Below are 24,614 nucleotides of genomic sequence, written 5' to 3'. Positions count from 1 at the left end.
GCGCCGTCGGCCTCGCGCTGTGGCTGGCCGCGGCGGCGCCGGTCTCGGTGAGGATCTCCAGCACGATCTGGTGCGCGTGGCAGGCACCCTCGCCCTCGCCGCAGGATTCGGCCACGATGAAGTGGTCGTTCGCCGGCGCGAACTGCGGGTAGGCGTAGCGGAACGCGCGCACGCCCACGCCGTTGAACGGATGCGCGGCGATCATCTTCACGCTGTCGTGCCAGATGTCCAGCCGTCCGGTCAGCGCCTGGTCCAGGCCGCCATGCGTGCCGTGCAGCGCGTCCAGGGTGCGCTCCATGCGCGCCTCGAAACGGCTGGACGTACGCCACGCCAGGCCGCCAGCCAGCGCCAGCGCCACCGCGCCCAGCACGCAGTACAGCGCGAAGCGTCGCCACGAATGCGCCTCGCGCCAGGCAAATCCCAGCGCCACCAGCCCGTAGCACAGCCATGCCGCGCGCGAGCCGGCCAGCAGCACCGGCCCCAGCACCAGCAGGAAGGCGACGACCAGTCCGGGCAAGCCCCAGCGCCGCCGCGCCGCCCACAGCGCGAACGGCGACAGCACCGCCAGCGTGGGTCCCAGCTTGAGATTGCGCGCGCCGAAGATGCCGGAAATGCGCTCGGCCTCGGCGTGCCCACCCAGGCTCCAGCCGGTGAGCGCCTGCGCCCACGCGTCCAGCACCCACCACGCCAGCACGCAGGCCACCGCGAAATACAACGCGTGCAGCCGACGCTCGCCGCGGATCGCGAAGCACGCATACAAGCCCAGCGGCAGGTAGCGCAGCAGCGCCGCCACCGTGCTCCAGCTCTTGCCGGGCGCCAGCGAGTCGAAGGCCGAGAACAGCGCCGCACCGACATAGGCCGCCAGCAGCCACAGCAGCAGCTTCGCGCCCGGATGCCCGCGCCAGTCCTGCGGCGCGCGTGCGAACGCCAGCACCACGCCGACCAGGCACAGGAAGGTGCCCAGCTCGCTGCTGCGCCCGAACGGCAGCAGCGCGATCACCAGCCAGAACGGCAGCAGCGGCGAGCGCAGGGCGGTCTTGAGGGAATCGATCGCGGAAGTCATGCGGAAGCCGTGGCGACGACGGTGCCGCATTGTAGGGCCTCAGCCCGCGGCCACGTCCCCGTACAGCGCCAGCACGGCCTGCTGCATGTCCTCCAGCCGGTAGGCGTGCAGCATGGGAATGGGCGGCGCCACGCGCAGCAGTTCGGCGGCGCGTTCCACCAGCCGCTCGCCGTCGCCCAGGGGCACGCGGCCGGCGGGGTACAGCTCGGCCAGCAGTTCGCCCACGCCGCCGTGCGCGTAACCCAGCACCGGGCGGCACAGCGACAAGGCCTCGATCACGGTGCGGCCGAAGGATTCGGGCTTGTTCGACAGTTGCAGGATCAGGCTGGAAATCGCATAGACGTCGCGCACGTCGCTGCGCGGCGGCGTCAGCACGACCTGCGCCTCCACGCCGCGCTCGCGGATCAGCGCACGCAGTTCCTCCACGTACGCCTCGCGCCCGGCCTCGATCACGCCCAGCAGCAGCAGCCGCGCGTCGATGCCGCGCCGCTTCAGGTTCGCCAGCAGCTCGATCGCGTCATGGTGGCCCTTGAGCCGGGTGCCGCGGCCGGGCAGCGTGAGCAGGGGCGCGCCGCCCAGCGCGGGATACTCGGCGAAGAACGCCTGCTTCCACGCTTCGTCCGGGCGATGGCCGTACGGGAAATCGACGGGATCGATGCCGCGCGGGATCACCCGCACCCGGCCCGGTTCCAGCCAGCGGTAATGGCCCAGCACGTAGTCGCGCAAGGTCTGCGACACCACGATCACCCGCTCGCCGCGCAGCAGGATCGCGCTGTAGGCACCGGGCGAATTGAAGCCGTGCACGGTGGTGACGAAATGCGGCCGCGGCTTCAGCCCCTTTAGCGTCCACCAGCCCAGCCACGCCGGCAGGCGCGAGCGCGCATGCACGATGTCGGGCTTCAGCGCCTGCAGGTGCCGGCGCAGCGCGCCCAGCCGCCCCAGCGTGGCCAGGGACTTGCGACCCAGGTCCAGCGTGATGTGCTCGCTGCCCTCGGCCACCAGCTGTTCCACCATGCGCCCGCCGGCCGAGATCACCACCGAACGGTGGCCGGCCTGCACCAGCGCACGGCCCACCTCCAGCACGGAACGCTCCGCGCCGCCGGACTGCAACGCGGGGATCAGCTGGACCACGGTCAATCGCGGGGCGCTTGCGACACTGCCGGACATGGTTCCCGCCTGCGGGCCTGCATCCTGGTGCACGAGTTTCATCCTTGAGCTCTAGCAAGAAGAATGCCGCCGTCACCCTGAACGGCAGTACGGATCAGTCGCGCAGGACGTAACGTGCTCCGCAATAAGGACAAACCGACTCGCCGCCGTCATCAACCACCGGCAGATAGACCTTCGGATGGGAATTCCACAGCGCCATTCCCGGCATCGGGCAGGACAGCGGCAGGTCCGCGCGCGTCACTTCGTAACGATTTTCGGCATTCGCGAGGATGGGCGTGACAGCCGCGGCGGTGGCGGACATGGGATGACTCCGGACTGGATGCAGGACGCGCCATGGTAGCAGGCCGCCACCCACCGGCAGAGCGGCATCGCCGGACGCGGCGCCCACGAAAAAGCCCGCGCCGTCGCCGGCGCGGGCCCGTCAGTGGCGCGCAGTGCGGCTTACTTCGCCTTCGGCACCGCCGCTTCGGTGGTGATGCGGATCCTGATCTCGTCGCCGACCATCGGCACGTAGGCGCCCACGCCGAAATCCGAGCGCTTCAGGGTGGCGGTGGCGTCGAAGCCGATCGACTGCGCCTTGGTCATCGGGTGCGGGCCGACGCGGTTCAGCGTGGCGTCCAGCGTCACCGGCCTGGTCACGCCGTGCACGGTGAGGTCGCCGGTGACCTTGAAGTGCTTGTCGCCTTCCGGCTGGACGCTGGTGCTCTTGAACGTCACCACCGGGTACTTCTCGGCATCGAAGAAATCCGCCTTCTTGAGGTGCTTGTCCAGGTCCGGCACGTGGGTGTCCAGCGCGGACAGCGGCAGCGTCACCTCCACCGAGGATTTCGCCGGGTCCTGCTCATCGAACACCAGCGTGCCCTCGCCCAGGCCCAGGTCGGCGGTGGGGTTGGAGTAGCCGAAATGGTTCCAGCTGAACAGCACCATGGTGTGGCCCGGGTCCATCTTGTAGGTGACGGGCGCGGCCTGGACGGTGGCCGCGGCGGCGAGCAGGCCCGCGATCAGGAGATAACGAAACGTGCGCATGGAAATTCTCCGCAATGGGTGGGTGATCGGCCGTGCGACAGGCGCGCCGGCAGGGGGAAAACCAACGACCGGGCCGTGTCGGCGCCTCGGAACGACAGGCAATCGCGGTTATCCTCGAACCGCCGACGAGACGGCAACAGTACACCCGGCAGTGTATAGACACGCCGCCACGCCAGAAACGCGACCGGGAGCAACGCAGCGTGCACGCAAGGGAAACAATCCAGGCCTCTTCTGCCGCGGATTCGGCATGAGGGAGGAATGCTGGGCCATCACCGACGCCTCCGCGGGCAACCAGCGGCAGGCGCTGGCGCTGGCCGAGATGATGGGCCTGCCGGTGCGCCACCTGCTGCTGGAGCCGCGTGCGCCATGGTCGTGGCTGGCGCCGCGTTTCGCGATCGGCGGCGCGCTGGCGCTGCCGGCGGACCAGCGGCCCCAGTTCGCGCGGCCGTGGCCACGGCTGGCGATCGGCTGCGGACGCGCCGCCGCGCTGTTCACCCGCATGCTGCGCCGCCTGTCGCGCGGCCAGTGCCACACGGTGCAGATCCTCGATCCGCGCATCGACCCGGCGCACTGGGACATGGTGATCGCACCGCGCCACGACCAGCTCGCCGGCCCCAACGTGCTGCAGCCGCTGGGCTCGCTGAACCCGGTGGACGAGGACTGGCTGGCCGACGGCCGCGATGCCTGCCCCGTCTTCGAGGACCTGCCGCAACCGCGCGTCGGCGTGCTGCTGGGCGGCCCGCGCAAGCAGCTCGTGCTGGATGCGGATTACGCCCGCGGGCTGGTCACGCATCTGCTCGCCCGGCACGAGCGCGAAGGCGGCAGCCTGCTCGCGCTGGCGTCGCGCCGCACGCCGCCGGACGTGCTGGCGATCGTCCGCGACGCGCTGGCGGAGGTGCCGGGGCTGGTGTGGTCCGGCCCCGACGACGGCCGCAACCCCTACCCCGGCGTGCTGGGCTGGGCCGGCCGGCTGGTGGTCACGCCCGACTCGGTGAACATGCTCAGCGAGGCCTGCGCGGTCGGCTGCCCCGTGCACACGCTGGTCGCGGCGCCGCTGCCGGACAAGCTCGCGCGCTTTCACCAGGCCCTGCGCGAGCGCGGACTGCTGCATGACCCGGATGCCGTCGCACCCGCGCGGCAGACGCCGCTGCGCGAGACCGCGGCGATCGCCGACGCGCTGCAGAGGCGCATGGGGGCGCGCTGATTCCTCCGCGGCGCATGCCGGTTCCACGAGCGCATCGCCGGCAGGCGGCACGGCCTCAGTCGAACGCGAACCCCAGCGCCTGCGTGACCGCGGCGACTTCGCCGCACAGGATCTCCAGCGCGGCGTCGCGCGGCGCGAGCCGCGGGCGCGCGTCCAGCGTGCAGGCCAGCGAGCGCTGCAGCAGGCCCGCATGCGCTCCCGACAGCATCGCGAACTGGGCCGTGTCGAGCAGCCCCGCGTCGCGGCAGGCGACCAGCAGCGCCGCGTTCGAGGTGACGCCCAGCAGCGCGGGATGCCGCGCGGCATGCGCCAGCACCAGCCCTTGCAGCGCGAACTCGATGTCCAGCAGCGTGCCGCGCCCCTGCTTGAGATCGATGTACTGCGCGTCCGAGCGGTCGCGTTCGCCACGCCAGCGGCGGCGCATCTGGCTCACTTCGTCGACCACCACGGCGGCCGTCCGCACCGCGCCGAGGATGTCGCGGCGCACCGCGGCGAGCGCCGCGCCCAGCGCAGCATCGCCGGCCACCGGGCGGGCGCGCAGCAGCGCCTGGTGTTCCCAGGTCCACGCGCGGCTGTGCTGATAAGCGACGAACGCGTCCAGGCTGCCCACCAGCAGTCCCTTGGAACCATCCGGCCGCAGCCGCGTGTCCACTTCGTACAGGCGGCCGGCGCGGGTGGACACGGTGAGCCAGTTCATCACGCGCTGGGCGAGGCGCTGGTACCAGCGCGCGCCCTCGATGGGTCGCGCGCCGTCGCTCATCGCCTGCGCGCGGCGGCCGTCGTAGACGAAGACCAGGTCCAGATCGGAGGCGAAGCCCAGCTCCTCGCCGCCCAGGCTGCCGTAGCCCAGCACCGCGAAGCCGGAGCCTTCGCCCGGCAGGCGGCCGTGCTGGGCGACCAGCTCGCGCTCGGCCAGCGCGGTGATCGCGCCCACCACCGACTCGGCCAGCGCGGCGAGCCGGCGCGCGGTGGCCGCCGCGTCGGCGCGGCCGTCGTTGAACGCAAGGCCGAGGCGGAACGCGGTGGAGGATTGGAATTCGTTGATGCGCTCGAGTTCCGCCTCGGCCTCGCGTTCCTCCAGCGTGGACAGCACGCGGGCGATCTCGGCGGCGATGTCGGCGCGCTTCAGCGGCAGTTGATCGATGCGCGGATCGAGCACGTCGTCCAGCAGCAGCGGCTGCGCGATCACCTGCGCGGCCAGCAGGGCGCTGTCGGCGAACAGCGTGGCCAGCCGCTTGCGCGCGGCCGGCTGCTCCTCCAGCAGCGCGAGATAGGACGAGCGCCGCGCCACCGCCTGGGTCAGCCGGCACAGCCGCAGCAGGCAGGGCACCGGCGCCGCGCTGTCGCGCGCCGCGGCGATCAGTTGCGGCATCAGGTGGTCCAGCCGCTCGCGCGAACGCGCCGACATCGCACGCACCGCGCCGGCCTGCGGCAGCTTGGCGAGCACATCGGCCAGTTCCGCGCCGGGCACGAAGCCGCTGGCCTCCAGCAGGTCCGCGTCCAGCGTCTCGGCGCAGGCCGCCTGCCACAGCGCCGCGTCCGCCGCGGGCACGCGGGCGCTGCGCCCGCCCTGCGGCATCAGCACGGCGGCGAACTCGGTGGCCACGATCTCGCGGTGCTGCGCCAGCGCCTGCGCCAGCGGTTCCCACGCCGGCCAGTCCAGCCCGTTCGCGATGCGTTCGCGGCTCAGCGCATCGGCGGGTATGTCGTGGGTCTGCGCATCGCGCAGCATCTGCACGCGGTTCTCCAGCCGACGCAGGAACACGTAGGCCTCGCGCAGCGCCTTCGCGCGCGTGGCGGGGATGTGGCCGCGCGCCTCGCAGGCCGCCAGCGCGGGCAGCAGGCCGCGTACGCGCAGCGACGGCTCGCGGCCGCCGCGGATCAGCTGGGTGAGCTGCACGATGAACTCGATCTCGCGGATGCCGCCGGAGCCGAGCTTGAGGTTCTCGGTGAGGTCCTTGCGCGCCACCTCGGCGTCGATCAGCGTCTTCATCTCGCGCAGGCCGGCGAACGCGGTGTAGTCCAGGTACTTGCGGTAGATGAACGGCCGCAGCAATTCCTGCAGGCGCTTGCCGGCGGCGCGGTCGCCGGCCACCGGGCGCGCCTTGATCCACGCATAGCGTTCCCAATCGCGGCCCTCGCGCTGGTAGTACTGCTCCATCGCCGAGAACGACAGGGCGAGCCGCCCCGCGTTGCCGAACGGCCGCAGGCGCAGGTCCACGCGCGCGCAGATGCCGTCCACCGTGGGCTCGTGGAGCAGGCGCACCAGTTGCCGGCCCAGCCGCACGAAATACTCGCCGTTGTCGAGCACGCGCGTGCCGTCGCTCTCGCCGCCGTGCGGGTAGGCCAGCACCAGGTCGATGTCGGAGGAGAAGTTCAGCTCCACGCCGCCCAGCTTGCCGAAGCCCACCACCACGAGCCGCTGCCGTTCGCCCTCGCGGCTGCGCGCGTGGCCGTAGCGTGCGGCCAGCGCGCGCTCGGACCAGGCCAGCGCCACTTCCAGCAGGGACTCGTACAGCACGCTGGTGGCGGACAGCGTTTCCGGCAGCTCGTCCAGCCCGTTGACGTCGCGGAACACCAGCCGCAGCGCCTCGGCGTGGCGGAAGCGGCGCAACACGGCCAGCGTCTGGATTTCGTCCTCGGGCAGCTTCAGTGCATCGATGCGCGCCGCGGCATCGGCGTTCGAGCGCAGGCGCTCCAGCCCCGTGGGCGACAGCAGCGCCGGCTGGGCGCGCCAGGCCTCGAACGCGAAGTCGCTGGCGCCCAGCGTGCGGCGGATGCGTTCGGCCACGCCGGCGTCGTCGTGCAGGGGCACGCCCGCCGCGCGGCAGCGGGCGGCCAGTTCGGCGTAACGGTCGTCGATGAGGGCGCGCAGGGCGGCGGATTCGCGGACAGGGGCAGGCATCCGGCCATTGTGCCGCAGCCCGGGCGCCGACCGGCGGCATCGCGTGCACCGGGGGCCGCGCGACGCGTTGCAGCAACGGCCCTCGGCAAACGTCCGGTTCATGTCAATCTGATTACCGTTCCTTTGCAGTCCCCCATGACAACCGAGTCCCGGTTCCGCCATGCCCCCATCCGCTGTCCCGATTCCACGCCGCACGGCACCGCGCATCGCCCTGGTCCTGGCGATGGCGCTGGTCTTCGTGCTGCTCACCGGCCTGCTCGACGGCGGCATGGGCGTACACCCCCTGCGCATGCTGGACCAGCCGCGCTTCCCGGTCGCGAACGCGCTGCCGGGCCTGCTGTTCGCCGGCCTGCTGCTGGCGACGACGCGCCGCCTGCTGCTGTCTTTCGGGCTGGCCTATCTGCTGCAGGGCCTGATCTACGGCGTCAACGCGCTGAAGACGGCGAACCTCGGCATTCCGCTGCTGCCGGCGGACTTCCGCATGGTGGGCCAGTTGCGCAAGGGCGGCATGCACCTGCTGGCCGGCTACCTGCCGCACAGTCCGTGGCCGTATCTGGCGCTGGTCGCGGGCGCGGCGATCCTCGTGGCGATGTGGCGGCTGGAGCCGCCGCTGTTCGCGCGCCGCACCGGCGGCAAGCGCCTCGTGGCCAGCGGCGCACTGGCGCTCATGCTGGGCAGCCTGTTCGGCGGCTGGAGCGGCTGGGCGGCGTTCTACAACGGCCACGTGCTGTGGCTGGAGCCGTGGTCGGCCGCGTCCACGCGCGTGCACTCCGGCCTGCTCAGCGAGCTGGTGATGTTCCACCTGCAGTACAACAAGCAGAAGCCGAAACCCGACCGCGCCATCGCCGAGCAGTTGATCGACCAGTCCGCCGACGCCCTGCGCCAGCACCTGCAGACGCCGAACGCCGCCGTGCTGCCCGACATCGTGGTGGTGCAGAGCGAGTCGTTCTTCGACCCGCGCATCATGCAGGGCTACGCGCACAGCGACCTCGCGCCCAACCTGCGCCGCCTCGCCGCGCACGGCGCCAGCGGCGCGCTGCACGTGCCCACCTTCGGCGGCGGCACGATCCGCACCGAGTTCGAAATGCTCACCGGGCTTTCGCTGCGCTACTTCGACAACCTGCAGTTCCCCTACCTGCAGATGAACCACAAGCTGGTGCCGAGCCTGGTGCACGTGCTGGACGAACGCGGCTACGAGACGGTGGCCGTGCACGGCAACGACCCCACGTTCTGGAACCGCAACACCGCGTTCAAGGCGATGGGCTTCCAGCGCTTCGTGTCGCAAGCCGAGTTCCCGCCCGACGCGCCGAACGACGGCAAGTACATGGCGGACAGCGCGATGACCGACGAGATCATGCGCCAGCTCAAGGACGACGGGCCGCCGCAGTTCATCTTCGCGATCAGCATCGAGGCGCACGGCCCCTACGACGTGGAGCCGAAGGACACCGCCGCGCGCGACGCGATCCCCGTGCCCGCCGGCATCGAGGGCAAGGACAAGCAGGAGCTGCAGACCTACCTCTACCACCTGCAGCACGCCGACCAGCAGCTCGGCCGCCTCGCCGCCCTGCTCGCCAGGCGTGAGCGCCCCACCCTGCTGCTGTTCTACGGCGATCACCTGCCCGGACTCGCCGAGAGCTACCGCATCGACGGCTTCGTCGACGGCGGCGACATGCTGGCGCAAGCCGGCACCTGGCTGCTGGTCGATCCGCGCGCCACCGGCCAACCCGTGCACGAAGACACCGCCTCGTGGCTGCTACCCGGCAAGCTGCTCGCCGCCGCCGGCATCCACGACGATCCCTACTTCGCGCTCACCCAACTGCTCGGCCCGCCACTCGCCCCGCTCACCCGCACACCGGGCGCCCCGCAACCCGACGAAGCCCCCGCCACCCGCCAGCTCGACCAGTCCATGGCCAGCGTCGAACAGCTGCGCATGAACCGCAAGCTGGAGCCGATCCTGGCGAAGGCGGTCGGTGGAATGCCCCTGACGGACTATGTGGCGCATGCGCCGGGGGCGTCGACTCCGGCAGGCAACGCGGCGGCGCACTAACGGCTGCCGAGGTTGCATCGGATCTACTTGCGAGGCTAGTGGTTCGTTGCGCGGCAAAGTGCCAGGATGCGGACTTCCACCACGGAAGCCGCCATGCCCGACGCGATCAAACTTTCGTCCCGTGCGTCTGCCCGCAAGAATCATTGGACCAGCGAACAGCTCAAGCTCGCTTTCGCGCTCTACTGCCGAACGCCGTTTGGCAAGCTGGACAGCAGGAACCCGCAGATCGTCGAGCTCGCCAAACTGATTGGTCGCACTTCGGACGCGTTGGCGATGAAGCTGGTCAACTTCGCCAGCCTCGATCCATCGATCACGAACACCGGGCGCAAAGGTCTCGGAAACGCCTCTGCGCTCGATCGGAAAGTTTGGGAAGAATTCCATGACGACTGGGGGCGCCTTGCACTCGAATGCGAGCAACTGCGCCAGAAGTATCTGCACAACCGGGGTTCAAAAGCGGAGATCCCCCTCGCCATTGAGGATGACTTCGCCCTCACCGATTACACCGGCGAAACGCGCAAAGCCATCGTGCAACAGCGCATCAAACAGGACTTCTTTCGCCGCGCGGTACTCGCCAGCTACGGCGGCCGTTGCTGCGTTTCCGGTGTCAGCGACCCACGCTTCCTCGTTGCGAGCCACATCGTTCCATGGCGCGACGACAAGGCTAACCGCCTCAATCCGGGCAACGGCCTGTGCCTGTCCGCCATCCACGACAAAGCTTTCGACAAATACCTGTTCTCGCTGACCGACGACGGCCGGATCGTGCTATCCGATCAACTCAAGGCAAGCAAGGACGAGTTTTTGCAGAAGGTGTTCTGGCCCATCGAAGACCAGTCCATCAAATTGCCCGATCGATTCAGGCCCGAGCCTGCGCTCTTGCGCAATCACCGGGAAACCATGCTGAGGAATCAGCCATGAAGAACATCACCATTGGCCACGCCGGCCCCAACTGGCGCACCTCGGCGCGGGCGCGCTACTACGCGGAACGAGGCGATGGCGACGAGTACGCCTTTGGGGCGACCCCAGCCGACGCGCTCAAAAAGCTTGAGGAACGCGAAGCGGCATTATTCCGGAGATTTGACGAATCCCTAGCCGAAGAAATCGCTTTCCTCGCCTTGGGGGCCGCCGATGTCCTCAAGGAGCACCCCGGCAAATCGCTTGATGCCCACGACGGCTATATGGGGTTCATTGGCGAGGTCATCCGTCATGCTCCCTTGCTGTCCGAACGTTGGCGCTGCACGGACACCGAGCAATTCGGTGGCGTTTGGCTATACGAGGTCACCGAACGGTTTGGCCGCGAATGGGCCGAAGTACTGTTGAACGGCACCGACATAAATCCTTCGGAACAACTCGAGTCCATCCTTGATGACGTGATGGAAAAGCGCTCGTAACGCCGCCGCGTCTATATGGGAATAGCTACTGCACCGCCCAAGAAAAACCCCGCCGCAGCGGGGTTTTTCGTGTTGCTTTCCCTTCGACGCAGCCGCTTCGCGGCTGCGCTTCGGGCAGACGGCCAGGCCGGATCAGAAATCCATGCCGCCCATGCCGCCCATGCCACCGGGGGCGCCGCCGTGGTTGTGCTCTTCCTTCTTCGGCAGCTCGGCCACCATCGCTTCGGTGGTGATGGCGAGGCCGGCCACGGAGGAGGCGTACTGCAGGGCCGAGCGGGTGACCTTGGTCGGGTCCAGGATGCCGAACTCGATCATGTCGCCGAACTCGCCGGTGGCGGCGTTGTAGCCGTAGTTGCCCTTGCCTTCCTTGACCTGGTTGACGATCACGGACGGCTCGGCGCCGGCGTTGAACACGATCTCGCGCAGCGGGGCTTCCAGCGCGCGGCGGGTGATGGCGATGCCGAGGTTCTGGTCCTCGTTGTCGCCCTTCAGGTTTTCGATGGCCTTCAGCGAGCGGATCAGCGCCACGCCGCCGCCCGGCACCACGCCTTCCTCGACGGCCGCACGGGTGGCGTGCAGGGCGTCTTCCACGCGGGCCTTCTTTTCCTTCATCTCGACTTCCGTCGCTGCGCCGACCTTGATGACGGCCACGCCGCCGGCCAGCTTGGCCACGCGCTCCTGCAGCTTCTCGCGGTCGTAGTCGGAGGAGGTCTCCTCGATCTGCGCCTTGATCTGGCCGATGCGGGCCTGGATCTTCGCCGCTTCGCCGGCGCCGTCGATGATGGTGGTGTTTTCCTTGGTCACCACGACCTTCTTGGCGCGGCCGAGGTCGGCGATGGTCGCCTTCTCGAGCTGCAGGCCCACTTCCTCGCTGATGACCTGGCCGTTGGTGAGGATGGCCATGTCTTCCAGCATCGCCTTGCGGCGGTCGCCGAAGCCCGGCGCCTTGACGGCGGCGACCTTGACGATGCCGCGGATGGTGTTGACCACCAGGGTGGCCAGCGCCTCGCCTTCCACTTCCTCGGCGACGATCAGCAGCGGCTTGCCGGCCTTGGCCACGCCTTCGAGGATCGGCAGCAGCTCGCGCACGTTGGAGACTTTCTTGTCGTGCAGCAGGATGAACGGGTCTTCCAGCTCGACCTGCTGGCTCTGCTGGTTGTTGATGAAGTACGGCGACAGGTAGCCGCGGTCGAACTGCATGCCCTCGACCACGTCCAGCTCGTTGTCCAGGCCCGAGCCTTCCTCGACGGTGATCACGCCCTCCTTGCCGACCTTCTTCATCGCGGTGGCGATGATGTCGCCGATCGCGGCGTCGGAGTTGGCGGAGATGGTGCCGACCTGGGCGATGGCCTTGTCGTCGGCGGTGGGCTTGCTGAGGCTCTTCAGCTCGGCCACGGCGGCGACCACGGCCTTGTCGATGCCGCGCTTCAGGTCCATCGGGTTGATGCCGGCGGCGACGGCCTTGAGGCCTTCGCGGATGAACGCCTGCGCCAGCACGGTGGCGGTGGTGGTGCCGTCGCCGGCGTTGTCGGAGGTCTTGGAAGCGGCTTCCTTGACGATCTGCGCGCCCATGTTCTCGTAGGCGTCGGCCAGCTCGATTTCCTTCGCCACGGACACGCCGTCCTTGGTGATGGTGGGAGCGCCGAAGCTCTTCTGGAGCACGACGTTGCGGCCCTTCGGGCCCAGGGTGACCTTGACGGCGTTGGCGAGCGTGTTCACGCCCTTGAGGATGCGCGAGCGGGCGTCTTCGCCGAAGCGGACTTCTTTAGCGGCCATAAAATTTTTCCTTGAAAAATTTTGAAATTGAGTACGGGAAATCTTGCGGGAGTGGTGCGGGAAGGAGCCGAAGGCGACTGGCGTGCGCGCTTTTTCGCGCTCGGCCAATCAGCAGTCGATCAGCCCTCGATCACCGCCACGATGTCGTCTTCCTTCAGGAAGACCAGCTCTTCGCCGTCGATCTTGATTTCCTGGCCGGCGTACTTGCCGAACAGCACCACGTCGCCTTCCTTCAGGCTCATCGGACGGACGTTGCCGTCTTCCAGGATGCGGCCGGTACCGGCGGCGATCACCTTGCCGCGGGTGGGCTTCTCGGTGGCGCTGTCGGGGATGACGATGCCGCCGGCGGAGACGCGCTCCTCTTCCAGGCGCTTGACGATGACGCGATCGTGCAGCGGACGCAGTTTGCTCATGGGTAGCTCCCAAGCTGGGTGGTGGAATGTGGTGCAAGGACTGACAGGCCGGCCCGGGGCCGCTGTTAGCACTCGTCATAGATGAGTGCCAATTCTAGCGTTGCAAGCCCCCGCCGCAAGTGGCGGCGAACCCGAAACCGCCGGCCCGACCCTTGCAACAGCGAATGGGGTGGGTACCGGCGGCTTTCAAGAACCCCCGCGCCCGAAAGCCGCCCGAGGTCGTACGTGCGGCCGCCATCCGGGCGGCAGGCGCCGGCAAGTGCACTAAGCTGCCCGGCGTTGCGAACCCATTCCCATGGCTCGACGCCATCATCCAGGGCAAGAACCGCATGAAGATGACGCTCCGCCTCGCCCTGCCCCTGCTGCTGCTCAGCGCCAGCGCGAACGCCATCGTGATCCGTCACGACCAGCCCGATGCGCGCTATCGCGTCAGCCCGTCGGCCATCCCCGCCCTGGCCGACCTGCCCGACGAAGGCCACGGCACCCTGATCGCCCCGCGCTGGGTGCTCACCGCCGCACATGCGGTGAACATGATGCAGATGATGCCGGAAGAGCATTACGTGACGATCAACGGGAAGCGCCGCGCGGTGAGCCGCATCGTCGTCCATCCGGATTACCCGGCCTCGCGCGAGCAGTGGCAGCAGATGTTCGGGGGCGTCAAAACGGCCGAGCCCGCCGCCTTCGCGCGCCAGTACAAGGCCGCGATGGACGCGATGCACGACGTGGCCCTGCTCGAACTGGCCGAACCCGTGACCGATGTGGCGCCGCTGCCGATCGACCGCGGCAACGCCAGGCCCGGCATGCTGGCCAGGGTCTATGGTGCGGGCGCCACCGGCACCGACCTCACCGGCGCGCCGGACAGCGAAACGCACCGCACCCGGCTGCGCCGCGCGGAAAACCGCCTTGCACAAACCGACGGCTCCTGGCTGCGCTACGTCTTCGACTGCAGCGCCGGCGCACCGGAACTGGGCGGAGCCACGGCGGGCGGCGACAGTGGCGGCCCGGTCACCATCGAAGTGGCCGGCCGCACCTATCTCGCCGGCGTTACCCACGGCCTCGATGGAACGAACAGTGAGGTACGGCATATCGTCAGGCAGATGCAGGACGGCTCGTTCCGCATGGGCGTCTGCGGGCAGCGTTTCGCGGCGGCGCGGACCGGCTTTTACGCGGCGTGGATCGATCGGATCATGGCCGGGCATTGAAACGACAGACACATCCCGAAACAGCAAGCCGCAGAACCCTCGACACCGACCACCGCCATGTCCGATCCCGCCATCCTGCTTTGCCTGTGCACCTGCCCCGACGCCGCCAGCGCGCAGAAGCTGGCCGAAACGCTGGTGGGCGAGCGGCTGGCGGCTTGCGTCAACCGCCTGCCGGGCGTGTTGTCCACGTATCGCTGGCAAGGCAAGGTGGGCACCGATAGCGAAGAACTGCTGCTGATCAAGACCACCGCCGACCGCTTCGACGCGCTGAAGGCGCGCCTGCTGGCCCTGCACCCCTACGAGCTGCCCGAACTGATCGCGGTGCCGATCGAGAACGGCCACGCCACCTACCTGGACTGGGTGCGGGCGAACGTCGCGCACTGAACGCCGCACGCATCCGCCGCCATAATGAAGCGCTGTTCTGCGGCCCTCGTATCTACCGGAACCGTGATGCCCAAGATTTTCCACCGAACCCTGTCGACCGGCCTGCTGCTTGCCCTGCTCATGGCGCTCCTGCCTGCCGCGTTCGCGCAGACGCAGGACGACAACATCCTGCCGGTCACCGAGGCCTACAAGCTCAGCGCGGACGCGGGCACGCCCGGCACGCTCAAGCTGCACTGGACCATCGCGCCGGACTACTACGTCTACCGCGGCCGCATGAAATTCACCGCCGGCCCCGGCGTGACGCTGGGCGACGCGCAGCTGCCGCCCGGCGAGAAGCACGACGACCCCTACCTGGGTCCGGTGGAGACCTACCACCACGGCGCCGACGCCAACCTGCCCTACACCGTGGCGCCCGGCACCACGCGCCTGCAGCTGAGCGTGCAGTACCAGGGCTGCCACGAGGTAGAGCCGAAGATCTGCTATCCGCCGCATACCGAACATCTGGACCTGCCATTGCCGGCCGCCGCCGCGACGCCGCCCGCCAACGGCGCCACGCTGGGCGCGGCGCTGCAGCAGCTCGGCGGCGGAGCGTCCGGCACGGCGTCCACGCCGCTGCCGGCGGAGCAGGCCTTCCAGTTCACCGCGGTGGCGCAGGACCCGCAGCACCTGCTGCTGCGCTGGACGATGCCGAAGGACTACTACGTCTACCGCGACCATATCGCGCTGCGCCTCAAGGACGCCGACGGCCTGAAGCTCGGCGCGCCTGCGTGGCCGGCCGGCGGCGTGACCCACCAGGACGCCCAGCTCGGCGCGGTGACGGTGTATTTCGGCGATCTCGAACTGCCCGTGGCGATCGAGGGCGACACGGCGGCACGCAGGCAGGTGACGCTGGAGGCGAGCTTCCTCGGCTGCCAGGACGGCGGCGTGTGCTATCCGTTGATGACGCGCGACGCGACCGTGGACCTGCAGAGTGGCGCCGTCGCGAGCGGCGTGGCGACGCCCGGTGCGCCGACCGCCGTCGGTGGCGGCGCCGATGGCGTGGCGACTGCACCTGCCGGCCCGCTGCAGGCCAGCCTGCTCGCCGCGCTGCTGCTGGCGCTGGGCGGCGGACTGATCCTCAACCTGATGCCGTGCGTGCTGCCGGTGCTGTCGATCAAGGCCGTGGGCCTGCTGGAAAGCGGCGAGAACCCCGGGCGTCGACGCCGCCATGCGCTGGCCTACACCGCCGGCGTGCTGGCAAGTTTCGCGGCGCTGGGCGTGGCCATCCTCGCGCTGCGCTCGGCCGGCCATGCGCTGGGCTGGGGCACGCAACTGCAGCAGCCGCTGCTGGTCGCGGTGCTGGCCTGCGTGATCTTCGCGCTGGGCTTGTCGATGTCGGGCGTGGTGCAGTTCGGCGCCTCGCTGGGCAATACCGGCGCCGGGCTGGCGAACCGCGGCGGCATGGCCGGCGACTTCTTCACCGGCGTGCTCGCGGTGGTGGTGGCCAGCCCCTGCACGGCGCCGTACATGGGCAGCGCACTGGCGTATGCGTTCGCCGCGCCGGCAGTCAACGCCCTGCTGGTCTTCCTCGCGCTGGGCCTGGGCCTGGCGTTGCCCTTCCTCGCCATCGCCTATATCCCGGCCCTCGCTCGCTGGCTGCCGCGGCCGGGGCGCTGGATGGAGACGCTGAAGCAGGTGCTGGCGTTCCCGATGTACCTCACCGCGGCGTGGCTGGCCTGGGTGCTGGCGAACCAGCGCGGCGCCGACGCGGTGGGCCTGCTGCTGGTGACGATGGTGCTGCTGGCGATGACGCTCTGGGGCATCGAAAAGAGCCGCACACGCGGCGCAGTCGGCAAACTGGCCGTGGCGATACTGGCGCTCGCCACGCTGGCGCCGCTGTACCTGCTGGCGCAGGTGCCGGCCACGGCGAATGCAACGGCGACGCAAGCGGGCACCGTGCCGTACAGCCCCGCGAAGCTGGCCGAACTGCGCACCGCCAACACGCCGGTCTTCGTGGACATGACCGCCGACTGGTGCATCACCTGCAAGGCCAACGAGCACGCCGTGCTGAGCGGCGCGGCTTTCCATGCCGTGCTCGAACGCACGGGCGCCGTCTACATGAAGGGCGACTGGACCAACGAGGACCCGGCGATCACCGCCTTCCTCCAGCAGTACCACTCGCCGGGCGTGCCGCTGTACGTGGTGTTTCCGAAAGGCGGCGGCGAAGGCCGGCAGTTGCCCACCGTGCTGACCACCGCGATGGTGACGCAGGCGCTGGAAGCGGCCGCGCGGTGAGGGTCGTGCGCGCCAATCCGGCCGCCGCGACAGACCGGGACGCCCATGCGGGGAATGCCCGCCCATGCTGAGCCGCCCCAACCTCGTCATCCTCGGTATCGCCGTGCTGGCTGCCGCCCTGGGAGGCTGGCTGCAGCACGAAAGCCGCCTGGCGCATGTGCCGGCAGGCGTGACGATGGCACAGGTCGGCGAAGCCGCCCCGGCACTTGAGCTGCCGGACCTGCAGGGCCGCATGCGCCGGCTGGCCGACTACCGCGGCCGGCGCATCCTGCTGAATTTCTGGGCCAGCTGGTGCGGGCCGTGCCTGGACGAGCTGCCGGCGCTGGACAAGGTACAGGCCAAGTTCGGCGATAAGGACATCATCGTGCTGGGAATTGCGATGGATGATCCCGCCCGCGTTCGTGCCTTTCTCGCCGATCATCCCGTGCGTTTCCCGATCTTGCTGGGCCGGATGGAAGCGCCAAGCACCTCCCTGTTGTGGGGCGATAGCGGCGAAATCCTGCCATGGAGCGTATTGATCGGCGCCGATGGGCGCGTGATCGCCACACATCGGGGACCGCTGGACGCCGCCACGCTGGCGCGCTGGGTGGGCACGCGCCCGGACTGAGCCCTGCATACGTCGGCGCACGGAGAGTGACGGACTTCTCCCTTGAACATCGCCGATCTGCGCCGAACTGGACAACATCCGGCCCAACGCGCACACTGCGCGCGTTCCGGGCCGTCCGGACGCCGTCAAAGGTATGGTGTGGCGAAGATCCTGGTCCTGCATGGCCCCAATCTCAACCTGCTGGGCACGCGCGAGCCGGCGGTCTACGGTCACGACACCCTGGCCGACATCGACGCCCGGCTGGTGCGGCAGGCGCAGGCGGCGGGGCATGAGCTGGCCTGTTTCCAGTCCAACGCCGAACACGAACTGATCGACCGCGTGCAGCAGGCGCGGAACGAACAGGTGGCGACGATCCTGTGCAATGCCGGCGCGTTCACCCATACCAGCATCGCGCTGCGCGACGCGCTCGCCGCGGTGGCGATCCCGTTCATCGAGGTGCACCTGTCCAACGTGCACGCCCGCGAGGCCTTCCGGCACCACTCCCATCTTGCCGGCATCGCGGTGGGCGTGATCTGCGGCTTCGGCGCCGACAGCTACCGCCTGGCGCTGGACGCCGCCATCGCCCGGCTGGCGCCGCGCTGAACCACCCGTTTCCTTTTTCCGGCCGCCGCGCGCGGCCCACGACATGAAGGCCATTCCATGGATCTGCGCAAGATCAAGAAGCTGATCGACCTGCTCGAGGAGTCCAACCTCGCCGAACTGGAAATCAAGGAAGGCGAGGAAGTGGTGCGCCTGTCGCGCGTGCCCAAGGGCGGCATGGCCATGGCCGCCCCCGCGCCGGTCGCGTATGCGCCCGCCCCGGCGGCCCCGCTCGCCGCAGCCCCGGCCCCCGCCGCCGAAGCGGCTCCGGCCGCCGACGCGCTGCCCGCCGGCCACGTGGTGAAGGCGCCGATGGTCGGCACCTTCTACGCCTCGGCCACGCCGGGCGCGCCGGCCTTCGTCAAGGTCGGCCAGCAGGTCACGGCCGGCGAGACGCTGGGCATCATCGAGGCGATGAAGATGTTCAACCAGATCGAGGCCGACGTCTCCGGCACGGTCCAGGCGATCCTGGTCGAGAACAGCCAGCCGGTCGAATTCGACCAGCCGATGTTCGTGATTGCCTGAGAGACCGGGATTCGGGAGTGGGGATTCGGGATACGGCAAAGCGGCCGCACCACCGACTTGAGGTGTGGCGCGACGCGATGGATCCCGTCGAGGCAATCTACCGGTTGAGCAACGGCTTTCCGGATGATGAGCGCTTCAACCTCACCTCCCAGCTGCGGCGCACCGCGATCAGCGTACCCTCGAACATCGCCGAGGGTGTCGCGAGGAGATCGACGCCGGAGTACCTGCGCTTCCTTTCCATCGCCCGTGGCTCGCTTTCCGAACTGGACACGCAATTGCACATCGCCGAGCGCCTCGACTACGCAAGGGTTCCGCCGGAAACCGTGGAACTGCTGGATCGCGTCTTCGCCAGGCTGAACGCGCTCATCCGCTCCATCCAGACTCGCGAGGAATGACCGATGCCGCGCCGCTTCCCGCTTTTCCGTATCCCGAATCCCGTATCCCCAATCCCATGCCTCTAGAAAAAGTCCTCATCGCCAACCGCGGCGAAATCGCGCTGCGCGTGCTGCGCGCGTGCAACAGCCTCGGCATCAAGACGGTGGCGGTGCACTCCACCGCCGACCGCAACCTCAAGCACGTCGGCCTCGCCGACGAGGCGATCTGCATCGGCCCGGCGCCGTCGGCGGAGAGCTACCTCAACATCCCGCGCATCATCGCCGCGGCGGAGATCAGCGACGCCCAGGCGATCCATCCGGGCTACGGCTTCCTCTCCGAGCGCGCCGACTTCGCCGAGCAGGTGGAGCAGTCCGGCTTCGTCTTCATCGGCCCCACCGCGGACGTGATCCGCCTGATGGGCGACAAGGTGGAGGCGATCCGCGCGATGAAGGCCGCGGGCGTGCCCTGCGTGCCAGGTTCCGGCGGGCCGCTGGGCGACGACATCGAGCAGAACCTGCGCATCGCGCGCGAGATCGGCTACCCCGTCATCATCAAGGCGGCCGGCGGCGGCGGCGGCCGCGGCATGCGCGTGGTGCGCACCGAGGCGCACCTGGGCAATTCCATCGTGATGACCAAGCAGGAGGCCAAGGCGGCCTTCGGCAACGATCAGGTCTACATGGAGAAGTTCCTGGAGAACCCGCGCCACATCGAGATCCAGGTGCTGGCCGACGGCCAGGGCAACGCGATCCATCTGGGCGAGCGCGACTGCTCGATGCAGCGCCGCCACCAGAAGGTGGTGGAGGAAGCGCCCGCGCCCGGCATCACGCCGGAGCAGCGCGCCGAGATCGGCAAGGTCTGCGTGGAAGCCTGCCTGCGCATCGGCTACCGCGGCGCCGGCACGTTCGAGTTCCTGTTCGAGAACGGCCGCTTCTACTTCATCGAGATGAATACGCGCATCCAGGTCGAGCACCCGGTGACCGAGTTCATCACCGGCGTGGACCTGGTGCGCGAGCAGTTGCTGATCGCCGGCGGCGAGAAGCTGACGATCCGGCAGGAGGACATCCGCTTCGAGGGCCACGCCATCGAGTGCCGCATCAACGCCGAGGACCCAGACAGCTTCCTGCCCTGCCCCGGCACGGTGAAGCGCTTCGAGGCGCCGGGCGGCCCCGGCGTGCGCGTGGACACCCACCTGTACGACGGCTACCGGATTCCGCCGAACTACGACTCGATGATCGGCAAGCTGATCGTGCACGGCCCCGACCGCGCCACCGCGATCGCGCGCATGCGCCTCGCGCTGGCCGAGACGGTGATCGAAGGGGTGAAGTGCAACATCCCGCTGCAGCAACGCATCATGGCCGACGTGGGCTTCCAGCACGGCGGCCAGAATATCCACTACCTCGAGAAGCGGATGGCGGAGCAAAAGGAAAAGGCCGGCCCGCTTCAATAAAGCAGCGCGCTTCTTGCGTTCGCCTCCTCTCGCCTCCGGGGAGAGGATTGAGGTGAGAGGTCGAGGCTTGCGCGGCACTTGATCGAAGCTCGCCCAAACTCGAATCTCCGCCAGAACGCCCCTCACCCCAACCCTCTCCCCAAAGGGGAGAGGGAGTGAAACCACCCCATGCCCTTCCTCGAACTCTCACTCACCGCCCGCCTCGAACAGCAGCCCCGCGTGGAAGAGGCGCTGGAGGATCTCGGCGCGCTGTCGATCACGCTGCGCGACGCCGACGCCGAGACGCCGGACGAGCAGGCGATCTTCGAGCCGGGCGTGGGCGAGCTGCCGCTGTGGCCCACGATCACGCTGAACGCCTTGTTCGACGAACACGCGGACCGGCGCGGCCTCACCGAGGCTCTGGGTGAACTGCTGCCGTGGCTGGAGCCGGACCAGCTGGACTTCCGCACCGTGGAAGACCAGGACTGGGAACGCGTGTGGATGGACCAGTACGAGCCGATGGCCTTCGGCCGGCGGCTGTGGATCTATCCGTGGAACATCGAGCCGCCTGCGGACGACGAGCGCGTGGTGGTGCGTCTGGACCCCGGCCTCGCCTTCGGCAGCGGCACCCACCCCACCACGGCGCTGTGCCTGGAATGGCTGGACGGGCTCGAACTGGCCGGCAAGTCGGTGATCGACTACGGCTGCGGCTCGGGCATCCTCGCGATCGCCGCGCTCAAGCTCGGCGCCGCGCGTGCCGTCGGCGTCGACAACGATCCGCAGGCCCTGCTCGCCTCGCGCGACAACGCCGAGCGCAACGGCGTGGCCGATCGCCTCGCGCTGTTCCTGCCCGAGGATCACGTGACGGAGCCGGCCGAGGTCTTCGTGGCGAACATCCTCGCCGGCCCGCTGGGCGAACTGGCGCCGGTGTTCGCGGCCGCGGCGCTGCCCGGCGCGCCATTCGCGATCTCCGGCATCCTCGACGGCCAGCAGGACGAACTGCTGGCGCGCTACGCGGAATGGTTCGACGCGCTGCGCGCGGACACGCACGACGGCTGGGTGCGCATCAGCGGCAAACGCCGCGGCTGAGCGGAACCGGCCTGCTAAGCTTGCGGCCAGTCGATCGCAGCGGTCCGCATGTATACGCAATGCCCTGAATGCCTTTCCGTCTTCTCGCTCGGCGCGCAAGCGCTGGTGCAGGCACACGGCTACGTGACCTGCGGGCATTGCGGCGCCGACTTCGACAGCCTCGCCACGCTCAACGAACAACTGCCGCCGGAGCCGTTCCAGGAGCTGCCGGTGAACGAGCAGGGGCTGGCGCCGCCGTGCATCGAGCTGGTGGTCTACCGCCCGCAACCGCCGCCGCCCGAACCGGCGACGACGACAGAACCCGCCGCGGCATCCGCCACGCGCGAGGAAGACTTCTCGCAACTCGTGTTCACGCCGCGTTTCGCGAAGGGCGCGCGCCGGCACAAGCCTTTGCGGGCCGCGCGCAAGCCGCGCCCGCCACGCAACGGCGCCGAGTCGCGGCGCTGGCCATGGGTGACGGTGTGCGCCGCACTGGCGCTCGCGTTTGCGCTGCAGATGGCGTGGATCAGCCGCGACGGGCTGATCCGCGATCCGCTGGTCGGCGGCTGGCTGCGCAGCGGCTGCGCCGCGCTGGGCTGCCGCCTGCCGCTGGTCGCCGCGCCGCAGCAACTGCGCCTGCTCGCCAGCAACGTGCAGAGCCATCCCAACGCCGCGCATGCGCTGATGATCAGCCTCAGCCTGCGCAACGAAGCCGCCTTCACGCAAGCATGGCCGGTGGTCGTGGTATCACTCGAGGACGCACAGGGCCGCAAGCTGACGATGCGCCGCTTGCTGCCGACGGACTACCTCGACGATCCCGCCGTGCTTCGCCACGGCCTTGCGCCGGGCGCCACCACCGCGATCCTGCTGGAAGTGCAGGACCCGGGCGACCAGGCCGTGGCCTACGAGTTCGGCTTCGAGTAGCGCACCGCCCACGCCCGCGCCGACGCCGTTGTCACACACGGCGGAAAACGCAAGTGCCGCGTTGCGGTTTTCCAACATGCACAGCACTTAAAATTCGCGGCCCGCGCGGGTAGACTCCATCCCTCCGCGCATCGAAAACCGGCGTGTACGGAAAGACCGCCGACGCAGTCGCGGAGCAGAATCAGAACAGCGGCCCAAGCAGCCGCGCAAGCCACACAGAGGGACATGTCAGTGAATGCCGTGAGATTGCCAGCCGTCGAAGCCGCCCGCCAGGTCGCTTCGCAGAGCGCGCTGGGCGAATGTGTCAGCCGCACCGTGCGTCGTTACCTCTCCGACCTGGGCGACGCGGACTGCGGCGAAGGCCTGCACGCGCTGGTGATCCGCGAAGTGGAAGGCCCGCTGCTGCGCGAAGTGCTGGCGTTCCACGACGGCAACCAGAGCCGCGCCGCGGTGGCTCTGGGCATCAATCGCGCCACGCTGCGCAAGAAGCTGGCCGCGCACGGCCTGCTGTAACGCCGGGCCGTCATGGCCAGGCGTTTGGCCGTCCAAATCCCGTCCATGCCCCGGACTCGGCTATAATCGGCAGCTTTCCCGCCTGGAAGCCGCCATGTCCGCCCCTGCCGTCGTCCCCGTCCGCCGCGCCCTGCTCAGCGTTTCCGACAAGACCGGGCTGATCGAGCTGGGGCGCCGCCTCGCCGCCAGGGGCGTGGAACTGCTTTCCACCGGCGGCAGCGCCAAGGCGCTGCGCGACGCCGGCATCGCGGTGAAGGACGTCAGCGAGCTCACCGGCTTCCCCGAGATCATGGACGGCCGCGTGAAGACCCTGCACCCGAAGGTGCACGGCGGCCTGCTCGGCCGGCGCGGCACCGACGATGCGGTGATGGCCGAACTGGGCATCCAGCCCATCGACCTGCTGGTGCTGAACCTCTACCCGTTCGAAGCCACCGTCGCCAGGCCGGACTGCACGCTGGAGCAGGCGATCGAGAACATCGACATCGGCGGCCCCGCGATGCTGCGTTCGGCGGCGAAGAACTGGAACGACGTGGGCGTGCTCACCGCGCCCGGCCAGTACGAAAACGCGCTGGCCGAGATCGAGCGGCACGGCGGCCTCAGCCGCGCCACGCGCTTCGCGCTGGCCGTCGCGGCGTTCAACAACGTGTCGAACTACGACGGCGCGATCAGCGACTACCTCAGCGGCCTCCGGCTCGACGAGGCGCACGATGCCATCGCCGGCCACGACGCCTTCCCGGCCCAGGCCAACGGCCGCTTCGTGAAGCTGATGGACCTGCGCTACGGCGAGAACCCGCACCAGCAGGCCGCGTTCTACCGCGACCTGTATCCGGCGCCGGGCACGCTGGCCACGTTCAAGCAGCTGCAGGGCAAGGAACTCTCGTTCAACAACATCGGCGACGCCGACGCCGCGTGGGAATGCGTGCGCAGCTTCGTCAAGCCCGCCTGCGTGATCGTGAAGCACGCCAACCCCTGCGGCGTGGCGGTGAGCCTGGACGGCATCGGCAAGGCCTATGACCTCGCCTACCAGACCGACCCCACCTCGGCCTTCGGCGGCATCATCGCGTTCAACCGCGAAGTGGACGGCGCCACCGCGCAGGCCATCGTGTCGCGCCAGTTCGTCGAAGTGGTGCTGGCGCCGGGCTACGCCGACGAGGCGCTGAAGGCCTTCGCCAAGAAGGGCAACGTGCGCGTGCTGGAGATCCCCGTGCCGGCCGGCACCGACCTGGTCGCCGCGCATCCCGGCAACAACGTGAAGCGCGTCGGCTCGGGCCTGCTGATCCAGACTGCCGACACCGGCATGGTCAAGGCCGCCGACCTCAAGATCGTGACCAAGGCGGCGCCCACGCCGGAGCAGATCGACGACCTGATCTTCGCGTGGAAGGTGGCGAAGTTCGTGAAGTCCAACGCCATCGTCTACGCCAAGGGCCGCCAGACCATCGGCATCGGCGCCGGCCAGATGAGCCGCGTGTACAGCGCGAAGATCGCCGGCATCAAGGCCGCCGACGAGAAGCTGGAAGTGCGCGGCTCGGTGATGGCGAGCGACGCCTTCTTCCCGTTCCGCGACGGCATCGACGCGGCGGCCGCCGCCGGCATCAGCGCCGTGATCCAACCCGGCGGCTCGATGCGCGACGCCGAAGTGATCGCCGCAGCCGACGAACACGGCATGGCGATGGTGTTCACCGGGATGCGGCACTTCCGGCACTGAGCTTTTCTCCCTCTCCCCTCCGGGGAGAGGGCCGGGGTGAGGG

The 24,614-nt window shown here is 69.2% G+C and carries 23 protein-coding genes; 16 read left to right on the top strand and 7 right to left on the bottom strand.

All coding sequences use genetic code 11. The annotated features are described in order from the left end of the window. The 4 genes from PCA_RS01335 to PCA_RS01320 form a co-directional block, all read right to left on the bottom strand. The coding region (locus PCA_RS01335) for an O-antigen ligase family protein (RefSeq protein WP_181300319.1) at positions 1 to 1,063 on the bottom strand (1,063 nt) is incomplete at its 3' end. A 39-nt stretch (positions 1,064 to 1,102) separates the two neighbouring features. Further along, positions 1,103 to 2,230, bottom strand: a complete 1,128-nt coding sequence (locus PCA_RS01330) for a glycosyltransferase (RefSeq protein WP_181300318.1) — start codon at positions 2,228 to 2,230, stop codon at positions 1,103 to 1,105. Between the two features lie 94 nt (positions 2,231 to 2,324). Next, positions 2,325 to 2,531: a zinc-finger domain-containing protein gene (locus PCA_RS01325; RefSeq protein ID WP_181300317.1), complete on the bottom strand. Its 207-nt coding sequence runs from the start codon at positions 2,529 to 2,531 to the stop codon at positions 2,325 to 2,327. A gap of 140 nt (positions 2,532 to 2,671) precedes the next feature. Further along, positions 2,672 to 3,256 carry a YceI family protein gene (locus tag PCA_RS01320; protein WP_181300316.1) on the bottom strand — a complete coding sequence of 195 codons (585 nt, stop codon included), beginning with the start codon at positions 3,254 to 3,256 and terminating at the stop codon, positions 2,672 to 2,674. Positions 3,257 to 3,503: 247 nt separating this feature from the next. Here PCA_RS01320 and PCA_RS01315 point away from each other — a divergent pair, with 247 nt between their 5' ends. Next, positions 3,504 to 4,460 (top strand): mitochondrial fission ELM1 family protein, encoded by a 957-nt coding sequence (locus PCA_RS01315; RefSeq protein WP_181300315.1) that lies wholly within the window; start codon positions 3,504 to 3,506, stop codon positions 4,458 to 4,460. A 55-nt stretch (positions 4,461 to 4,515) separates the two neighbouring features. Here the strand turns inward: PCA_RS01315 and glnE are convergent, their stop codons facing one another. After that, positions 4,516 to 7,365, bottom strand: coding sequence for a bifunctional [glutamate--ammonia ligase]-adenylyl-L-tyrosine phosphorylase/[glutamate--ammonia-ligase] adenylyltransferase (gene glnE / locus PCA_RS01310; protein WP_181300314.1), 2,850 nt, complete (start codon positions 7,363 to 7,365; stop codon positions 4,516 to 4,518). A gap of 160 nt (positions 7,366 to 7,525) precedes the next feature. Here glnE and PCA_RS01305 point away from each other — a divergent pair, with 160 nt between their 5' ends. The 3 genes from PCA_RS01305 to PCA_RS01295 all read left to right on the top strand — a co-directional run bounded on the left by PCA_RS01305 (position 7,526) and on the right by PCA_RS01295 (position 10,800). Further along, positions 7,526 to 9,412 carry an LTA synthase family protein gene (locus PCA_RS01305; RefSeq protein ID WP_181300313.1) on the top strand — a complete coding sequence of 629 codons (1,887 nt, stop codon included), beginning with the start codon at positions 7,526 to 7,528 and terminating at the stop codon, positions 9,410 to 9,412. A gap of 93 nt (positions 9,413 to 9,505) precedes the next feature. After that, complete coding sequence (locus PCA_RS01300; RefSeq protein ID WP_181300312.1) at positions 9,506 to 10,327, top strand: HNH endonuclease; 822 nt, start codon at positions 9,506 to 9,508, stop codon at positions 10,325 to 10,327. After that, positions 10,324 to 10,800 carry a hypothetical protein gene (locus PCA_RS01295; RefSeq protein ID WP_181300311.1) on the top strand — a complete coding sequence of 159 codons (477 nt, stop codon included), beginning with the start codon at positions 10,324 to 10,326 and terminating at the stop codon, positions 10,798 to 10,800. The genes PCA_RS01300 and PCA_RS01295 overlap by 4 nt, the downstream gene beginning before the upstream one ends. 132 nt (positions 10,801 to 10,932) lie before the next feature. Here the strand turns inward: PCA_RS01295 and groL are convergent, their stop codons facing one another. Next, positions 10,933 to 12,576, bottom strand: coding sequence for a chaperonin GroEL (gene groL / locus PCA_RS01290; protein ID WP_181300310.1), 1,644 nt, complete (start codon positions 12,574 to 12,576; stop codon positions 10,933 to 10,935). A gap of 119 nt (positions 12,577 to 12,695) precedes the next feature. Beyond that, positions 12,696 to 12,989 (bottom strand): co-chaperone GroES, encoded by a 294-nt coding sequence (gene groES, locus PCA_RS01285; protein ID WP_049623107.1) that lies wholly within the window; start codon positions 12,987 to 12,989, stop codon positions 12,696 to 12,698. 164 nt (positions 12,990 to 13,153) lie between these two features. On the opposite strand from groES, the gene PCA_RS01280 reads away from it, so the two are divergent. The 12 genes from PCA_RS01280 (at position 13,154) to purH (ending at position 24,571) form a co-directional block, all read left to right on the top strand. After that, on the top strand, positions 13,154 to 14,191 hold the full coding sequence (locus PCA_RS01280) for a trypsin-like serine protease (RefSeq protein WP_181300309.1): 1,038 nt from the start codon (positions 13,154 to 13,156) through the stop codon (positions 14,189 to 14,191). 57 nt (positions 14,192 to 14,248) lie between these two features. Continuing rightward, the gene (cutA, locus tag PCA_RS01275; protein ID WP_181300308.1) at positions 14,249 to 14,575 is read left to right on the top strand and encodes a divalent-cation tolerance protein CutA; all 327 of its coding nucleotides are present in this window, start codon (positions 14,249 to 14,251) and stop codon (positions 14,573 to 14,575) included. A 66-nt stretch (positions 14,576 to 14,641) separates the two neighbouring features. Then, the gene (locus tag PCA_RS01270) at positions 14,642 to 16,849 is read left to right on the top strand and encodes a protein-disulfide reductase DsbD (protein WP_181300307.1); all 2,208 of its coding nucleotides are present in this window, start codon (positions 14,642 to 14,644) and stop codon (positions 16,847 to 16,849) included. A gap of 64 nt (positions 16,850 to 16,913) precedes the next feature. Beyond that, complete coding sequence (locus tag PCA_RS01265) at positions 16,914 to 17,456, top strand: TlpA disulfide reductase family protein (RefSeq protein ID WP_181300306.1); 543 nt, start codon at positions 16,914 to 16,916, stop codon at positions 17,454 to 17,456. Positions 17,457 to 17,594: 138 nt separating this feature from the next. Beyond that, on the top strand, positions 17,595 to 18,038 hold the full coding sequence (aroQ, locus tag PCA_RS01260) for a type II 3-dehydroquinate dehydratase (protein WP_181300305.1): 444 nt from the start codon (positions 17,595 to 17,597) through the stop codon (positions 18,036 to 18,038). A gap of 57 nt (positions 18,039 to 18,095) precedes the next feature. Then, positions 18,096 to 18,560, top strand: a complete 465-nt coding sequence (gene accB / locus PCA_RS01255; RefSeq protein ID WP_181300304.1) for an acetyl-CoA carboxylase biotin carboxyl carrier protein — start codon at positions 18,096 to 18,098, stop codon at positions 18,558 to 18,560. A 77-nt stretch (positions 18,561 to 18,637) separates the two neighbouring features. Further along, entirely contained in the window at positions 18,638 to 18,955 is a 318-nt protein-coding gene (locus PCA_RS01250) for a four helix bundle protein (protein ID WP_219918455.1), read from the top strand. 56 nt (positions 18,956 to 19,011) lie between these two features. Next, positions 19,012 to 20,382: an acetyl-CoA carboxylase biotin carboxylase subunit gene (gene accC / locus PCA_RS01245; RefSeq protein WP_181300302.1), complete on the top strand. Its 1,371-nt coding sequence runs from the start codon at positions 19,012 to 19,014 to the stop codon at positions 20,380 to 20,382. A 168-nt stretch (positions 20,383 to 20,550) separates the two neighbouring features. After that, complete coding sequence (gene prmA / locus PCA_RS01240; protein ID WP_181300301.1) at positions 20,551 to 21,450, top strand: 50S ribosomal protein L11 methyltransferase; 900 nt, start codon at positions 20,551 to 20,553, stop codon at positions 21,448 to 21,450. Positions 21,451 to 21,498: 48 nt separating this feature from the next. Then, positions 21,499 to 22,353 carry a zinc-ribbon and DUF3426 domain-containing protein gene (locus tag PCA_RS01235; protein ID WP_181300300.1) on the top strand — a complete coding sequence of 285 codons (855 nt, stop codon included), beginning with the start codon at positions 21,499 to 21,501 and terminating at the stop codon, positions 22,351 to 22,353. Between the two features lie 225 nt (positions 22,354 to 22,578). Continuing rightward, on the top strand, positions 22,579 to 22,866 hold the full coding sequence (locus tag PCA_RS01230) for a helix-turn-helix domain-containing protein (RefSeq protein WP_181300299.1): 288 nt from the start codon (positions 22,579 to 22,581) through the stop codon (positions 22,864 to 22,866). 94 nt (positions 22,867 to 22,960) lie between these two features. Beyond that, positions 22,961 to 24,571, top strand: coding sequence for a bifunctional phosphoribosylaminoimidazolecarboxamide formyltransferase/IMP cyclohydrolase (purH, locus tag PCA_RS01225; protein ID WP_181300298.1), 1,611 nt, complete (start codon positions 22,961 to 22,963; stop codon positions 24,569 to 24,571). Positions 24,572 to 24,614: the final 43 nt, after the last annotated feature.

It is taken from the genome of Rhodanobacter sp. PCA2 (assembly GCF_013620825.1).
Taxonomy (GTDB): Bacteria; Pseudomonadota; Gammaproteobacteria; order Xanthomonadales; family Rhodanobacteraceae; genus Rhodanobacter_A.
The sequence above is the reverse complement of the archived record's forward strand: the minus strand, read 5'-3'. Positions and strand labels throughout refer to the sequence as shown.

Bases quoted from the DNA above. Each gene is read 5' to 3' on its own strand.
- PCA_RS01330 (WP_181300318.1), bottom strand. From the start codon at position 2,230: ATGTCCGGCAGTGTCGCAAGCGCCCCGCGATTGACCGTGGTCCAGCTG.
- PCA_RS01325 (WP_181300317.1), bottom strand. From the start codon at position 2,531: ATGTCCGCCACCGCCGCGGCTGTCACGCCCATCCTCGCGAATGCCGAA.
- PCA_RS01320 (WP_181300316.1), bottom strand. From the start codon at position 3,256: ATGCGCACGTTTCGTTATCTCCTGATCGCGGGCCTGCTCGCCGCCGCG.
- PCA_RS01315 (WP_181300315.1), top strand. From the start codon at position 3,504: ATGAGGGAGGAATGCTGGGCCATCACCGACGCCTCCGCGGGCAACCAG.
- glnE (WP_181300314.1), bottom strand. From the start codon at position 7,365: ATGCCTGCCCCTGTCCGCGAATCCGCCGCCCTGCGCGCCCTCATCGAC.
- PCA_RS01305 (WP_181300313.1), top strand. From the start codon at position 7,526: ATGCCCCCATCCGCTGTCCCGATTCCACGCCGCACGGCACCGCGCATC.
- PCA_RS01300 (WP_181300312.1), top strand. From the start codon at position 9,506: ATGCCCGACGCGATCAAACTTTCGTCCCGTGCGTCTGCCCGCAAGAAT.
- PCA_RS01295 (WP_181300311.1), top strand. From the start codon at position 10,324: ATGAAGAACATCACCATTGGCCACGCCGGCCCCAACTGGCGCACCTCG.
- groL (WP_181300310.1), bottom strand. From the start codon at position 12,576: ATGGCCGCTAAAGAAGTCCGCTTCGGCGAAGACGCCCGCTCGCGCATC.
- groES (WP_049623107.1), bottom strand. From the start codon at position 12,989: ATGAGCAAACTGCGTCCGCTGCACGATCGCGTCATCGTCAAGCGCCTG.
- PCA_RS01280 (WP_181300309.1), top strand. From the start codon at position 13,154: ATGGGGTGGGTACCGGCGGCTTTCAAGAACCCCCGCGCCCGAAAGCCG.
- cutA (WP_181300308.1), top strand. From the start codon at position 14,249: ATGTCCGATCCCGCCATCCTGCTTTGCCTGTGCACCTGCCCCGACGCC.
- PCA_RS01270 (WP_181300307.1), top strand. From the start codon at position 14,642: ATGCCCAAGATTTTCCACCGAACCCTGTCGACCGGCCTGCTGCTTGCC.
- PCA_RS01265 (WP_181300306.1), top strand. From the start codon at position 16,914: ATGCTGAGCCGCCCCAACCTCGTCATCCTCGGTATCGCCGTGCTGGCT.
- accB (WP_181300304.1), top strand. From the start codon at position 18,096: ATGGATCTGCGCAAGATCAAGAAGCTGATCGACCTGCTCGAGGAGTCC.
- PCA_RS01250 (WP_219918455.1), top strand. From the start codon at position 18,638: ATGGATCCCGTCGAGGCAATCTACCGGTTGAGCAACGGCTTTCCGGAT.
- accC (WP_181300302.1), top strand. From the start codon at position 19,012: ATGCCTCTAGAAAAAGTCCTCATCGCCAACCGCGGCGAAATCGCGCTG.
- prmA (WP_181300301.1), top strand. From the start codon at position 20,551: ATGCCCTTCCTCGAACTCTCACTCACCGCCCGCCTCGAACAGCAGCCC.
- PCA_RS01235 (WP_181300300.1), top strand. From the start codon at position 21,499: ATGTATACGCAATGCCCTGAATGCCTTTCCGTCTTCTCGCTCGGCGCG.
- PCA_RS01230 (WP_181300299.1), top strand. From the start codon at position 22,579: ATGTCAGTGAATGCCGTGAGATTGCCAGCCGTCGAAGCCGCCCGCCAG.
- purH (WP_181300298.1), top strand. From the start codon at position 22,961: ATGTCCGCCCCTGCCGTCGTCCCCGTCCGCCGCGCCCTGCTCAGCGTT.